Origin of the sequence: Coleofasciculus sp. D1-CHI-01 (genome assembly GCF_040218875.1) — a bacterium.
GTDB lineage: Bacteria > Cyanobacteriota > Cyanobacteriia > Cyanobacteriales > Coleofasciculaceae > Coleofasciculus.
The window spans coordinates 1-13722 of sequence record NZ_JAVJQP010000088.1 but is presented as its reverse complement, the minus strand read 5'-3'; the positions used below and the strand labels follow the sequence as shown (position 1 = coordinate 13722).

The window sequence follows — 13722 nt, the reverse complement described above, 5'->3', positions numbered from 1 at the left end:
TATATTATATATGTTGACACAAAAATTCGGTAAAGCATCTACCTCAATAGTAAAGCTATGCAACCCATACGCCATCGCATCAACCCCAAAACCTTCGTCATCACCCTTGGGCAAATCGCCAAGCTCCTGAGAATCCCCCAAGAGCGTATCCTCAACTGGGAAAAATGGCATAACGTTCTTTGGGTACATATCAAAGGAATCGGCGGTTACTTCGTCAGCTACCGCCAAATTGAACAGTGGATTGCCGCTTGTCGCACGCTCATACGCTATTGTCCCAACCTCGACGCCCTCAATATCCTCTGGCAATCAATATGTATTGAAGCCCAACGCTATACACCAGAGGCATTATCCCGACTCGAAATAATCCACCAGCAGCGATATGCCCACTTCTCCAACCGCTAATAAACCTAAATGTGTCACAAGGGGAGCTGAAAAGGTGATTAGCCAGATTTTTTCTGCCACCCTTGGACGTGTCATTCTGTCGCTACTGTGGGCTGACTTGGCGGAATCTGCTCGATCGCGATTAAAGCTTCCATGACTGACTTAACAATCGGTGCAGCGACTGTAGAACCAAAAGCATTTCCCTTCGGTTCATCCACCACCGCCATCACCACATAACGAGGAGAATCCACACCGAGAATTCCCACAAAGCTGGTAATTTTGGCATTGGTAAAATACCCACCCGTGGGACTAGCTTTCTGAGCCGTTCCCGTTTTCCCCGCCACTCGATACCCTGAAATTTGAGCCGTTTTTCCCGTTCCTTGGCTAACCACAGTTTCCATCATTTCCAGAACGTTCTGACTGGTTTCTGGTGAGAAGATAGGGCGGGGCGCACTCAGGCGTGGTTGCCAATATAGCTGACCTTGACTATCAAAAAGTCCTTGTACCATATAAGGCATAACTAACTTACCCCCATTGGCTAACGTAGCATGGAGTTGAGCAAGCTGAAGCGGCGTTAGGGAAAAGCCTTGACCAAACGCTGTTGTTGCGGGTTCGATGGGGGAACTGGTAAAATTTCGCTGATTTTTGAGCTGTCCGGCGGTTTCAAAGGGCAGATCTGTTTCCAGTTTCTGCCCTAATCCCAATCGTTCTAGCCAACCATAGTAAACCTCAGGCTGCATTTGCTGCATCATCCGCACCATGCCCACGTTACTGGAATGTCGCAGGATTTGTGCCGGATTGATCATGCCATGGGCTTTTTTGTCATAGTTGGCAATGGGCCACCGACCGATCTGAATCGAACCCGTATCATTAAATAAACTATCAGGACGAACGACTCCAGATTCCAGCGCGATCGCCACATTCAAGGGCTTAAATGTGGAACCCGGTTCATACAAATCTGCCAATGCCCAATTTTTAAACAAACTAATGTCAGAGGTCGAATAGTGATTCGGGTTATAGGTTGGTTCTGAGACTAACACCAACAAGGAACCATCCAAGGCATCCATAACAATTACAGTACCTCGTTTGGCATTAAATTCCTTAATTTTTTGCTTAAGGGCAGAACGTGCCGCACGTTGTAAGCGACTGTCGAGGGTCAGTTGCAACCGCAGATCATCTGAGTGGAGAAACCCTTCTGGAATATGATCCGGCATCAATGTACCATTACCTGCCCGACTCATTCGCAGCGTGCGAATTTCTCGTTCTAATAATTTTTCCTGAGAATACTCAATTCCTGCCTGACCTTGATGATCAACATTGACGTATCCAACCACATCAGCGGCTAATTCTTGCTGAGGATAAAGGCGAGAATATTTGGGAATCAGTTCGATCCCATCCAAACTTAATTGAGTAACTTTGTTCGCTGTATCTTCCGTTAATGACCCGCTAACTTGAATCCCCGTATTTCTTTTATTAAATAGCGTTTCCAAGTCAGTAGACGATTTGTCCAGAATTGGCGCTAGCTGAGTCGCTATATTGGCTTTGGATAGCTTAAACAGTTTGGGATGAACGTAAAGGGTATATACGCGCCGATCCACCGCCAAAACATTACCATTACGGTCAACTATTGGACGACGCGGAATAAACGGGCGCATATAAATCATCTGCTGTTGCCTTGCTTTTTCTTCCAAGCTAGGTGAGATGACGACTTGCAGCCGATATAAATTGAATAACAGCCCAAAACTCCCTGCCATCATGATTACCCAAATTAACAGCAATCTAAACCCAGGGCGTTGAAACAGTTTTGACTGTTGAGTGTTCAGTTTTGAGTGTTGACCCTTCGTGACCCTCGTAGGGAACCTGGTTTTGAGTTTTGAGTTCTGCATTCGATCATTCATCCTGCCCAACTGGAGTTGAGAGATTAGCTAGGTGCAATATATTATCGCCGCCCCTCCGCCCCTCCGCCCCTCCGCCCCTTTGCCCCTCCGCCCCTCCGCCCCTTTGCCCCTTTGCTCCCTCAGTATCCCAAAGGAGTCTGTGCCAGGGTTTCTTGATCAGGCGTCTGATTCGGAGATTCCTGGAATTGGCGCTGAGGTGCCGGAGAGAGCAAAAGGGTATTGGCAGTAGTAGGTGTTACCAAACCTGTGGCAGGGCGTTCCGCTTGTTGAGCGAGTTGATCTTTGATGATTTCATTCGTCGTTGTCAGATCACGCTCATTTCGCTGGAGCGTTCCCAATTTTCGGTATTCTTGCGTCCACTGCTGCTGGGTATATACAGTCCAGGAATAAATGGTTAGTGTCACAATACCCAGGATCAGCGTGATCACATCCGAACCGCGTTGCAGAATCATCAGCGATCGCAACCAGCCAGGAGTCCGTTCTCGTGAGGTGTCAAGCCTTTCTACCTTTTGGCGACTGGTTCTAGACGCCAAGGGGGACACAGGGCTTGATCGAGATGACCGCCTTCTCGAGGAAACCGGAACTTGGCGAGAAGGATGACGTTGAATTGGAACAGAACGAGAGACAGCATTCATAAGCGTTTGGCAGATATTTGCGTTTTGAGTTTTTAGTTTTGTGTAGGAGCAAGTTTGACTATTATCATTTCTTACCTGACAACGGATGTGACAAAACTCGCCCCTACCGAGTTTTGAGGGCAAGAGTGTTGGCTGTTAACCATTGACTGAGAAAATTCTTCCCCATCTCCCCATCTCCCCATCTCCCTATCTCCCCATCTCCCCATCTCCCCTGTCAACTAGGTTTAGCGACTTCCCGTGACAAGTCAGAAGCAGGAGTGGGGGATTGAGAGGACGAGGGACTCGATTTTAGGGCATGATGATGGCGCACTGGGATTTGCAAAATAAACTCAGTCCCTTGACCCGGTTGCGATCGCACGTCTAGTTGCCCCTGATGTTGATTAACAATGGTTTGATAGCTCACGGTTAAACCCAAACCTCGACCTTCTCCAACGGCTTTGGTGGTGAAAAATGGCTCAAAGATACTTGAGAGAACCTCTGGATTAATGCCTACACCATTGTCAGCGATACTAATTTCTACCCGATCCTCATCAGAGGAATGGATGCTCGGTTTCCATTGCGTTCGCAGGGTAATCATTTTATCAGAATTGGGCGAACGATTGAGTGCTTCAATGGCATTCGTCAGCAGATTGAGAAATACCTGATTGATCGGCTTAGGGTAACATTCAATATGAGGCAGGTTGTCGTAATGCCGATCTATCTTAATCGTATTGATGCATTGGTTGTGCAGGATTAACAACGTATTTTCCAATGCCGCGTTGATATCAATCCGTTTCAAGGAGGCTTCGTTGTGCCGAGAAAATCTCTGCAATAACTGTACGATTTCCTGAATTCGCCGGGTGCCTGATTGCATGGATTGCAAAATTTTCGGTAAGTCCTTGCTTAAAAAGTCAATTTCCACTTCCTCTAAGAGGTTTTCCAGTGTCGGTGAGGGGTTCGCATATTCAGTTTGGTAGGCTTGCACTAAGCGCAGCAAGTCATTGACATAATTTTCTAAGTAAGGAATATTACCATAGATGAAACTAATGGGATTATTGATTTCATGAGCCACCCCAGCTACCATTCTGCCTAAACTGGACATTTTTTCACTTTGAATCAGTTGGACTTGGGTCAGCCGCAGTTCTTCAATCATTTCTGCCAGTTTTTGGGCTTGCATGGCATTATGTGCCGCTTGTTGCTGGGTGCGGGTATATAAATATGCCTGTTGCAGGGAAATAGCGAGCTGATCGGCGACAGCTTGTGCCAGTTCTTGATCGTGTTTTGACCAATAGCGAATGTAAGCACATTGATTGAGGAACAAAATGGCATAAAGTTTACCATGGGCTTGAACCGGAACCACTAACGAGGATTTGATTTGGGCAGATTGGTATTCTTCGTTGTTGGTATCAATCCGTTCATCTTGGGTTACGTCAGGAATCACTACCGCCCGTCGGTGCTGAATAATCCACTGGGTAATTGGACCCTGGGGATTGAACGTGTCCTTGCAAGGGGTAAAGGGTTGGCGATACACCTCATAGAGATGATCCCGGTTTAATGACTCACCATTACAGGTAGCGGCGGTTTCTGAGTTGACGGCTGGCAGATCTGAGGTTTGGTAATCCTTGACTAAATGCACCAAACATCGATCCACTTCCAACGCTGAACACAGATGGCTAATCGCTTCCGTTAATATGGTCTGGGGATCAAAACTCTGGCGAGTTTGATTGGTAATATGATTAACGAGTTGTTCCCGAATGGCGTGGTTCTGGGTTTGTTCATAGAGTTGAGCTTGACGGATACCAATTTCTAAGGATTCCGCGATAGACTCTAAAAATTGAATTTCTGGAGTTGCCCAAAACCGAGATTGCTCACAAAGACAAGCAATAAACCCAATTCCGTTTTCTTTACCTGTGACGGGAATCAATAAGCTGGCTTTATAGTCCCAGAGGGAGGGATTGGCAATGAGTGATGGGGGATTGGCAGAGGATTTGTGTAAAAGCTGTTGAATTCTCCACCGTAGTCCTGTGGGTGTCAAGTGCGCTGTGCCACGATTAACGATCCGTTTCCCTTCGGCGATCGCCCTTGCCATAGTACCAAAACATTCTAGGGGATACTCTCCCAAATACGAAGGCTGATGCTCATGCTGACGGCGTTCGCAGACAATCTCAACTTGTTCCCGTTCTTCCCAGTACCAGAAAAAACTACAACAATCAAGTCGAAGCAACGCCGCAATTTCGTCTACGGCTGTTTGCACAACAACTTGCAATTCCAGGGAATTACGGATGCGATCAACGATTTTTTGGGTTAGTGCTGCTTGCCTTGGGGGATACTTGATCCAAGCTTGGATCAATTGAAAAGCGTGATAAAAATTAGAAAACACAATGCATTCCTTAAACAATCCTCCGCACCCACTTTGACGGCTTGTCCTGATTTTATAGGCTAAACCGCTAAAGAAACCCTATATTAACAATTATGCAGCTAATTTAGTTAGACTACGTAGTTCTTCAGAATTTACTGAATCATAACCAATCTTCAGACAACTGGGTCAGACAAGCGGGTGAATGTCATTCCAGTCTATCTGATACATCTTCCTTCACTCTTACGTTAGCCAAACGGCGCGTAAGCGCAGCGTAGCGAAGTACTACTCTTATCGATCAGTTAGAGTGGGATCATTCTCGCTGGATTAAGGAAAAAAGCAGTAGTCGTGTTAAAACTATAAAGTTATAGTAAGCTAACATAACGTCTGATTTGACGCAGTCCTTAACACCAAGGGGAGTGTATGACTAAGAAATTACTGAGTTTGCTGCTGGTATTGGCTTTGGGAGTTAGTTTGGGCGCTTGCCAAAATGCAGGCGTAGAGGAACCCGTCGAGGGTGAAGAAGCCGTCGAGGAACCCGTAGAGGGTGAAGAAGCCGTCGAGGGTGAAGAGGCAGAAGAGGCAGAAGAGGCAGAGTAACAGCTTCTAACCCCCTGAGACTCCCGCGAGTCTACAGCCTAGCATCAGAAAAATGCGATCCACATCCTGGGGTATGCAATGCCACTTTTATTTATTGGCATTACTGGCGATTCATGCCACGCTTCCCTTTGGGGTGAGACGTGAGGCTTCTCGCTGATTAAGCTAAAGAGCGATATCTAGACAGTCTTTTGACACTCCCCGTCCTACAAGTACGGGGATTCTTAGTTCCGCGACACACCTTACAGTTATCTATCCTTGCTGCAATACTTAAACCTTTCTACCCGTAGAAAACTACCAAGTATTGAGCCTAACTTAGATAACCCCAGAGGGAACCTGCTCCCTAAGCGTTTAGAGATTTCTCTCTACGTTTCGGTATGCCCTACCGTACATTTTTCTAGTCTTATGACAGCCCGCAAGTCGTGCACTTTTGGCGGTATCGGCACTCGTTTGAGTCCATGCGTTGTTCAGTCTTGTTACTCGCGCCTCATGTACTAGCATCACTTGACGTGATAAATATCGATTGTTCGATTGGCGATACTCACGAATTTTCGCCTGTGCTAGACTACTTGTATAGAGTAGCACAATATCTGCCACGATGCCCAGAGAAAAAACATTAAGAGTACGGCTTTCAGATAGAGAGCTTGAGACACTTAAACAGTATGCTGAACAAACAGACAGAATGATATCAGAAGTAGTTCGAGACTGGATCAAGGGCATAAAAAAGCCGTCCTAGAAGGACGAGACTTGAGACCCATTTTTTCGGTCAGGTATCGCTTTTTGCTTGGTTTCAAGCCTTGGTGTATCAATTGCCATGAACCATGAACCCTAAACAACGACATTGGTTGCACTTTGGGCTACTCGTGTTATGGATAGCCCTTGGTGCAATTTTGCGCTTGAGTCGTTTGGTGTCTCTACCCCCATGGACTGATGAGTTCGCCACGATGGTCTTTAGTTTAGGCAACAGTTTTCAAACCGTGCCACTGAATCAGTGGATTAGTTCAGATATCTTGCTCTATCCCTTGCATCCTGTGGCTGATTCAGATATTAGTTCAGTTGTCAACTATTTAAGCCAAGAAAGTACACATCCGCCGATTTATTTTGTCTTAACCCATTTGTGGATAAAGGTATTTCTTACCGATGACGGATTGGTATCCTTATGGGGGGCGCGATCGCTCTCGGCATTATCGGGAATTGCGGCTATTCCCAGCCTATATGCTTTGGGGTATTGGGCGTTTGGTTCTCGGTTAGTCGGTCAAATTGCCGCCGCGATGATGGCGGTTTCACCTTACGGGATTTTCCTCGCCCAAGACGCACGTCACTACACTCTGGCGATTTTATGGGTGATTGCGTCTTTATCCTGTTTAGTTGTGGCAATTCAGGGTATCCACCGTGAGGAACCGTTATCAGTAGGAATGGGATTAGTGTGGGTGGGTGTCAATAGTTTGGGAATCGCCACCCATTATTTTTTCAGCTTAACCCTCTTTTCCGAAGGGGTGGTGCTGTTGACGCAGGCTTGGCAACAGGGAAGGAAATATCCTCAGATTTTGGTACGATCGCATTGGCGGCGTATCTATGGGGTTGCTTTAGGGACGCTTGTCGGGGGTTTAGTCTGGCTACCTGCTTTATCCAGTATCTACGGTAGCGAACCCACAGCCTGGATAGCCGACGGGGATCTGACTGGTGAATGGTTAGCACCCATCGGGCGGCTGTTTATTTGGGGGCTGAGTATGATCGTCTTGCTTCCCACCGCCACAACTGTTCTGCCGATTTGGATCGTGGTAATCTCCGGTATCGTAACGGTGGTATTTGTGGTTAGCCTGATACCGAGACTCGCTAATGGCTGGAAACTCCAACAGCACTTTTCTGATCGCCGTTTAGCCTTGCAGATTTTGTCGGTATATTTAGGGAGTGCGATCGCGTTAGTCTTGGGCATCACCTACGGTTTAAGTATGGACTTAACTCTAGGGGCGCGGTTTCAGTTCGTTTACTTTCCGGCTGTGATCCTGTTATTTGCGGGGATACTGGCTGGAGTTTGGCATCAGGTGACATTTGATTCAGCTTCTAGACTAAAGCATGGCAAAGCAATTGTGGTCATGATTTGGCTGATGGGATTAATGGGAGGATTCACCGCAATTGGGAATTTAGGGTACTTACAAAATCACCGTCCCGACTTGCTTGCACCTGTAATCCAAGAGGCGTCTCAATCTCCCGTATTCATCGCCACCACTCACAAGCATCATGGACAAACTGGGCGACTGATGGGGTTAGCCTGGGAATTTAAACGATTATCGGATAGGAATAATTCTGAAACGGATAGAACTACATCTGCCCAATTTTTTCTAGCGGATCGTGATCCCCAAACCCGAACCTATACAGACGCGATCGCACGCTTACAAAACACATTAACTGAACTGCCACGCCCCTTCGATTTATGGTTAGTGGATTTTCGGACTAAAGTTGATTTAGACGCGCAGCCTTGTTTTCGCGATCGCTCTTATGGGTCATGGGCTGGTGAATATAAATATAAACTTTATCGTTGTCGAGTAGGAAAATAAAGAAAAATTATAGACTAAACGTTTCGATTTAAATTCGCCAATTATCCAACCTCAGAGGATAACCTAAGGCTTGAACTCGCTGATAGTGAGATAAATTGCCAGTTACCAAAGTAAGATTATGTTGTAGAGCGATCGCAGCAATCATTGAGTCAGGATAACCAATGGGTTGTCCTATTCGTTCTAAATCCGCATAGATACGCCCTGCTAATGCGGCATCTGGCAGTTCTAGTGTCAAAACCTCTTCAGAGGTAAGTGTAGCTAAAAACTCGTGAACACGATCTTCTCGTTGACGTTTATGCCAACCTTGGACAACCTCCATAACGGTAATAACCGAAATTGTGTAGCAACCGAAAACAGCACGATAAGCAGTAGCTTTAGCTATAACCCTTTGATTAATTCTCCTAAAAATTTCAGACAAAATGTCTGTGTCAAGCAGTGCCTTTTCCAATTTTTTCGTTGAATAACTGTACTCTCCGATTTTTTAGGGCTTCTTCAAGTATCTCACCAACAAGTTCCGGTTCATCAGCAACTAATCCTAACCAAGGATCTTTTGTTCTTTTTTGCCGGACTAGTAGTTTGATAACGTCTGCAATCAGTTCCGGTAATGTACTTTGCCGAGACTCTGCCAAAAGCTTGGCACTTTCAAGGGTTTTTTGGTCGAGTTCAACTTCGATCTTCGTCATGCTGACTAGCCTCTTGCATCAGGAGCTTGATGAAATTTTAGCATTGCATAACCTCAGACATCGATTAGCACGAATCATTTAGTAGAGACGTTGCATGCAACGTCTCTACCACAGTTGGTTATTCCCATTAAACCGGAAACGGCAAAAACGGGATCGCACTCACCAAGGTTTGCAAATTGTCAGCTAAAGCGGTTGAGAGTTGCTGGGTAATCGGTAAACTATCCACCACGATGCCAGTACATAACAGCATCATGTACAGAATCGAGTACTTAAACAGCCCTCGCGCCAGTTGGTTATCGGTGGGACTTTGTAATAACTGCCATGCTTTTTGCAGAAAAATACTACCTAACACCAGCGCGATCGCACCATACACCACACCCGATACTCCTAACGGATAAATAAATAACAGCGACGCTGGAACAACTAACAACGTGTAAACCCAGATTTGACGGGTTGTAGACTCTTCACCTGCTACAACAGGCAACATGGGAATCCCGACTTTGGCGTAATCCTCGCGAATCATCAAAGCCAGCGCCCAGAAATGGGGAGGAGTCCACAAAAAGACGACGGCAAACAGTAACCAGGCGGGTAAACTCAACTCTCCCGTCACCGCCGCCCAACCCACCAGTGCTGGAATTGCCCCGGCTGCACCGCCAATCACGATGTTTTGGGGTGTATGGCGTTTGAGTAAGTGGGTGTAAATCCCCATGTAGAAGATAATGCCCGACATTGCCAATAATGCAGCTAGAAGATTGGCAAAGACGGCTAATAGGGTAAACGATGCAGATCCGAGAGCGATCGCGAATAACAAGGCATCACGAGTCTGTATCCGCCCTGAGGGAATTGGACGGCTACGGGTGCGTAGCATCTCATAATCGATATCGCGATCATAAATGCAATTGAGGACTTGAGCCGAAGCAGCAGCTAAGGTTCCTCCAACCAGGGTAATGAGTAGTAACAAGGGATCAACTTGCCCCTCAGATGCCATCCACATCCCTGCGGCTGTCGTAATCAACAGCAGAGGAATAATGCGAGGTTTTGTGAGTTGGTAGTAGCTCTGAATCACTTGCCGGACGTTTTCATGTTGACGGGATATAGTTGTCCCAATCATTAATTTCACCAATTCCTTATTTATTGAAACACTATATACAATCATTAACACTTTGACACAATCGCCGTTTTAATGCTGTAGGAGTGGGGGAAGCTGGGGGAGTGGGGGAAGCTGGGGGAGCTGGGGGAGCTGGGGGAGCTGGGGGAGCTGGGGGAGCTGGGGGAGCTGGGGGAGCTGGGGAAGCTGGGGGAGCTGGGGGAGCTGGGGAAGCAGGGGGTTTAAACCTTAATGTCAATAATGGCGAAATCCTTGTATGTAGTGCGTTAAGCGAAGCCATGCCGCAGGCTTTGCATCTTGCTCGCTACTAATACCCAATTTAAATGCATGATAGCTTAAGCCCAACCTTAGTCAGGGCGGGTTTTGCACCAACGTTATCATCAATAGCGAGAAGAAAGTCCCTAAACCCGCCCCTACAAATCAGGGTTTTGCACCAATGTTATCATCAATAGTGAAAAGAAAGTCCCTAAACCCGCCCCTACAAATCAGGTTCCGTAGCGCAGCGAAGGGTCAAAACTTTTCCAGGAACCGGAAATCATCTCATTCTCGTCGAATAATTAAGACATAACTTTTCAAGGCTGGGAATTCTGTCAGCCAATTTCTATGAAATTTATCCAACCCAAGTCTATACGTTTCGCCGCCATGAGTGGGTTACTACTCATTCCCCTAGTTAGTGCAGGGTTTTGGTGGACAAGTTCTGTCGCCCAACTGCCTAAACCCGCTAATGTATCTCAAAATAACTCATCTCTTTCTCCGGTTCATCCTGATGAACCCATTGACTATACTCTAAACGAACGCTTTTCTCTGTCAAACTCTCTAGAACGCATTCAACAAATTAAAAATGCCCTGTCCAGCTTCCAAGAGTTAACCGAAACCAGCCAACCCATTTTAGGCGATCGCAAAATTGCCGAAATTGGTCATACTGACTGGGAAACGCAGTATCTGGGCTTTCCCAACTGGGTGGGTTCTGTAGAAGGCACGCTTAAAAAACAAGCGTATCAGATTGCTAAACTCGAATTTGAACTCGCCCAAGAACAATACCAAGATGGCAAAATCTCCCAAGCTGTTTTAGAACAGAAAGAAGCTAGTTACCGCCGCGCCCAACAAGACTTCCAAGCCTTTTGGAATTCATTCAACATTGCTGATTAGTATGGTTTAATATAGCCTGTTCCCTGTGACACACCGAGCGTGTTACCGAGCGGAGTCGAGGTAAGTCGAGGTGTTCCCCGTTCCCTGTTCCCTGACAAATGACAAATGACGTAATTGGTATTGACTTAGGTGGAACCGCGATTAAGCTGGGACTTTTCCAGAAAAATGGCACTTGCATCCAATCATTAACGGTGGCGACGCCCCAACCCTCAACTCCAAAAGCCGTGGTTGAGGTAATCGCTGACGCGATCGCACAACTTGATACTAACCATAGCGTGATTGCCATTGGAGTGGGGACTCCCGGACCTGCGGATGCAACCGGACGAATTGCGAGAGTGGCGATTAACCTCAATGATTGGCATGATATTCCCTTAGCGGATTGGTTAGAAGCTAAAACAGGTTGTCCGACGATTATCGCCAATGATGCCAATTGTGCGGGTTTAGGCGAAGCTTGGTTAGGTGCAGGACGTCAGTTTCGCCATCTGATTATGCTGACGTTGGGTACTGGCGTCGGCGGTGCAGTTATTCTAGATGGGAAACTCTTTGTTGGTCATCAGGGCGCAGCCGGGGAGTTAGGGTTAATCACGTTAAATCCAGAGGGTCCGCCTTGTAATAGTGGCAATCAAGGTTCTCTGGAACAATATCTGTCCATTGGGGCAATTCGTCGCCGTACCGGAAAAGAACCAACTGAACTTGGGATTTTAGCAAATGAAGGCAATCCAAAGGCGTTAGAATTTTGGCACCATTACGGACGGGATTTAGGCGCAGGATTAGCGAGTTTGATTTATATCCTTACTCCAGAAGCGATTATTATTGGCGGTGGAGTTAGTGCAAGTGCCAAATTTTTCTTCCCGGCGGCTTGGGCAGAAATTCAACGTCGAGTGTTACCGAGTTCTCGTACAGGTTTACAGTTACTTCCCGCTACACTAGGTAATCAGGCGGGAATGGTTGGGGCTGCCAAATTAGCACTGCAAATGAGAAATGATGAATTATGAGTTGTTATTGGTTATTTGTCATTGGTCATTTGTCATTATAAATTAAGCAAGATCCCCGACTTCTTGAAGAAGTCGGGGATCTGTCTGTGTACCTCAGAAATAGCTTCCCCAGCTTCATCGTATCTACGAAGCTTCCCCAGTATTTTTATGCCCGCTGCACTCAAGTCAAAGCACCACCGCAACTCGAACCACACCCGGCGGTGCAACCGTAACAATAGGAAGCTGTGCGAATTTCGTCAATGATATCTAAGCTTCCTGCTGCTAATAGCTTACCCACGGTTAACGTTTCCCCAGTACCAGAGTTAGCGGGTATTTCTTCCATCTGATTAAAATCGCAGTCGTAAACATTTCCGCGATAATCAATCGAGAGTTCATTCCGACACATCAAATGTTCCACCGTCGTCGGATTAAAATTATCTTCCAGAAACTTCAGATACGGCGTATACAGCTTGGTTCGTTGCAGATAAAACTTAGTTCTGCCAATGGGCAAATTGGTAATCGTAAACAACTGGTTAAACTCAATATCAAAATTTTCCTTAAGGAACCATTTATAATCCTGTTCCAACTTCACCTGATTCGGCGTTAAGGAAAAATCTTCGCTCACAGGCAACGCCGGGTTATAAACCAAATCCAGGATTAACTGCGGATTTTTTCCATACCCCAATTGATTTAACCGTTGAATTGCCCGAATCGAATCATTGTAAACTCCTTTCCCCCGCATTTTATCCACATTATCCTCTAAATAGCAGGGAAGCGACGCAACCACGCGCACTTGATGCTGGGCAAAGTATTCGGGTAAATCTTGGTATCCCGGTTCAAAGAAAATGGTTAGATTTGACCGTACAATGACTTCTTTTCCCGTTGCCCGCGCTGCTTCAACTAAGGGTTTAAACCCATAATTCATTTCCGGCGCACCCCCGGTTAAATCAACGGTTTGGATTTGCGGAAAGCGATGAATTAGTTCGATAAGTTGGTCACAAATTTCTGGAGTCAGTTCTTCCGTGCGTTTGGGTCCCGCTTCCACATGGCAATGGGTACAGGCGAGATTACAGCGTTTTCCCAGATTGATTTGCAGAACTGTAATTTTGTTTTTAGTTAAAGGTGTCCTCAGTTTTTGGCGAAATGGTGTTACCGCTAATGTGGCTGTCTGTGTCACTACGTTAAATCCCTGGAAATGTATCTTGACTTCAGCATCTGACTAGCTAAACCCATATCGGCTAGCTGAGTCTATAATAAATCATTTAAGCTGTCATGCATTTAAATTGGGTATTAGTAGCGAGCAAGATGCTCAATGTAGCGAGCAAGATGCTCAATGTAGCGAGCAAGATGCTCAATGTAGCGAGCAAGATGCTCAATGTAGCGAGCAAGATGCTCAATGTAGCG

The 13722-nt window shown here is 46.3% G+C and carries 13 protein-coding genes; 6 read left to right on the top strand and 7 right to left on the bottom strand.

Annotated elements, in window-relative coordinates:
- Positions 1-57: 57 nt before the first annotated feature.
- A complete protein-coding gene (locus RIB93_RS15880) occupies positions 58-402 on the top strand; it encodes a hypothetical protein (protein ID WP_446373706.1) in 345 nt (114 codons plus the stop codon).
- Between the two features lie 71 nt (positions 403-473).
- On the opposite strand, the gene RIB93_RS15875 is transcribed toward RIB93_RS15880, so the two are convergent.
- From RIB93_RS15875 to RIB93_RS15865, 3 genes are all read right to left on the bottom strand, one after another.
- A complete protein-coding gene (locus tag RIB93_RS15875) occupies positions 474-2138 on the bottom strand; it encodes a peptidoglycan D,D-transpeptidase FtsI family protein (RefSeq protein WP_446373705.1) in 1665 nt (554 codons plus the stop codon).
- A gap of 260 nt (positions 2139-2398) precedes the next feature.
- Positions 2399-2821, bottom strand: a complete 423-nt coding sequence (locus RIB93_RS15870) for a hypothetical protein (protein ID WP_446373704.1) — start codon at positions 2819-2821, stop codon at positions 2399-2401.
- Positions 2822-3128: 307 nt separating this feature from the next.
- Complete coding sequence (locus RIB93_RS15865; RefSeq protein ID WP_446373703.1) at positions 3129-5273, bottom strand: GAF domain-containing sensor histidine kinase; 2145 nt, start codon at positions 5271-5273, stop codon at positions 3129-3131.
- A gap of 399 nt (positions 5274-5672) precedes the next feature.
- Between RIB93_RS15865 and RIB93_RS15860 the strand changes: the two genes are divergently transcribed.
- Both RIB93_RS15860 and RIB93_RS15855 read left to right on the top strand, forming a co-directional pair.
- The gene (locus tag RIB93_RS15860; RefSeq protein WP_446373702.1) at positions 5673-5849 is read left to right on the top strand and encodes a hypothetical protein; all 177 of its coding nucleotides are present in this window, start codon (positions 5673-5675) and stop codon (positions 5847-5849) included.
- Between the two features lie 818 nt (positions 5850-6667).
- The gene (locus RIB93_RS15855; RefSeq protein ID WP_446373701.1) at positions 6668-8404 is read left to right on the top strand and encodes a glycosyltransferase family 39 protein; all 1737 of its coding nucleotides are present in this window, start codon (positions 6668-6670) and stop codon (positions 8402-8404) included.
- 28 nt (positions 8405-8432) lie between these two features.
- Here the strand turns inward: RIB93_RS15855 and RIB93_RS15850 are convergent, their stop codons facing one another.
- The 3 genes from RIB93_RS15850 to RIB93_RS15840 all read right to left on the bottom strand — a co-directional run bounded on the left by RIB93_RS15850 (position 8433) and on the right by RIB93_RS15840 (position 10198).
- A complete protein-coding gene (locus tag RIB93_RS15850) occupies positions 8433-8852 on the bottom strand; it encodes a PIN domain-containing protein (protein WP_446352026.1) in 420 nt (139 codons plus the stop codon).
- Complete coding sequence (locus RIB93_RS15845) at positions 8833-9087, bottom strand: hypothetical protein (RefSeq protein ID WP_446373700.1); 255 nt, start codon at positions 9085-9087, stop codon at positions 8833-8835. The genes RIB93_RS15850 and RIB93_RS15845 overlap by 20 nt, the downstream gene beginning before the upstream one ends.
- Positions 9088-9214: 127 nt before the next feature.
- Entirely contained in the window at positions 9215-10198 is a 984-nt protein-coding gene (locus RIB93_RS15840; protein WP_446373770.1) for a heme o synthase, read from the bottom strand.
- Between the two features lie 83 nt (positions 10199-10281).
- On the opposite strand from RIB93_RS15840, the gene RIB93_RS15835 reads away from it, so the two are divergent.
- From RIB93_RS15835 to RIB93_RS15825, 3 genes are all read left to right on the top strand, one after another.
- A complete protein-coding gene (locus tag RIB93_RS15835) occupies positions 10282-10506 on the top strand; it encodes a hypothetical protein (RefSeq protein ID WP_446373699.1) in 225 nt (74 codons plus the stop codon).
- A gap of 292 nt (positions 10507-10798) precedes the next feature.
- Positions 10799-11344: a hypothetical protein gene (locus RIB93_RS15830; RefSeq protein WP_446373698.1), complete on the top strand. Its 546-nt coding sequence runs from the start codon at positions 10799-10801 to the stop codon at positions 11342-11344.
- Positions 11345-11442: 98 nt separating this feature from the next.
- Entirely contained in the window at positions 11443-12339 is an 897-nt protein-coding gene (locus RIB93_RS15825; RefSeq protein ID WP_446373697.1) for an ROK family protein, read from the top strand.
- A gap of 160 nt (positions 12340-12499) precedes the next feature.
- On the opposite strand, the gene arsS is transcribed toward RIB93_RS15825, so the two are convergent.
- Positions 12500-13495 carry an arsenosugar biosynthesis radical SAM (seleno)protein ArsS gene (gene arsS, locus RIB93_RS15820; protein ID WP_446373696.1) on the bottom strand — a complete coding sequence of 332 codons (996 nt, stop codon included), beginning with the start codon at positions 13493-13495 and terminating at the stop codon, positions 12500-12502.
- Positions 13496-13722 lie beyond the last annotated feature (227 nt).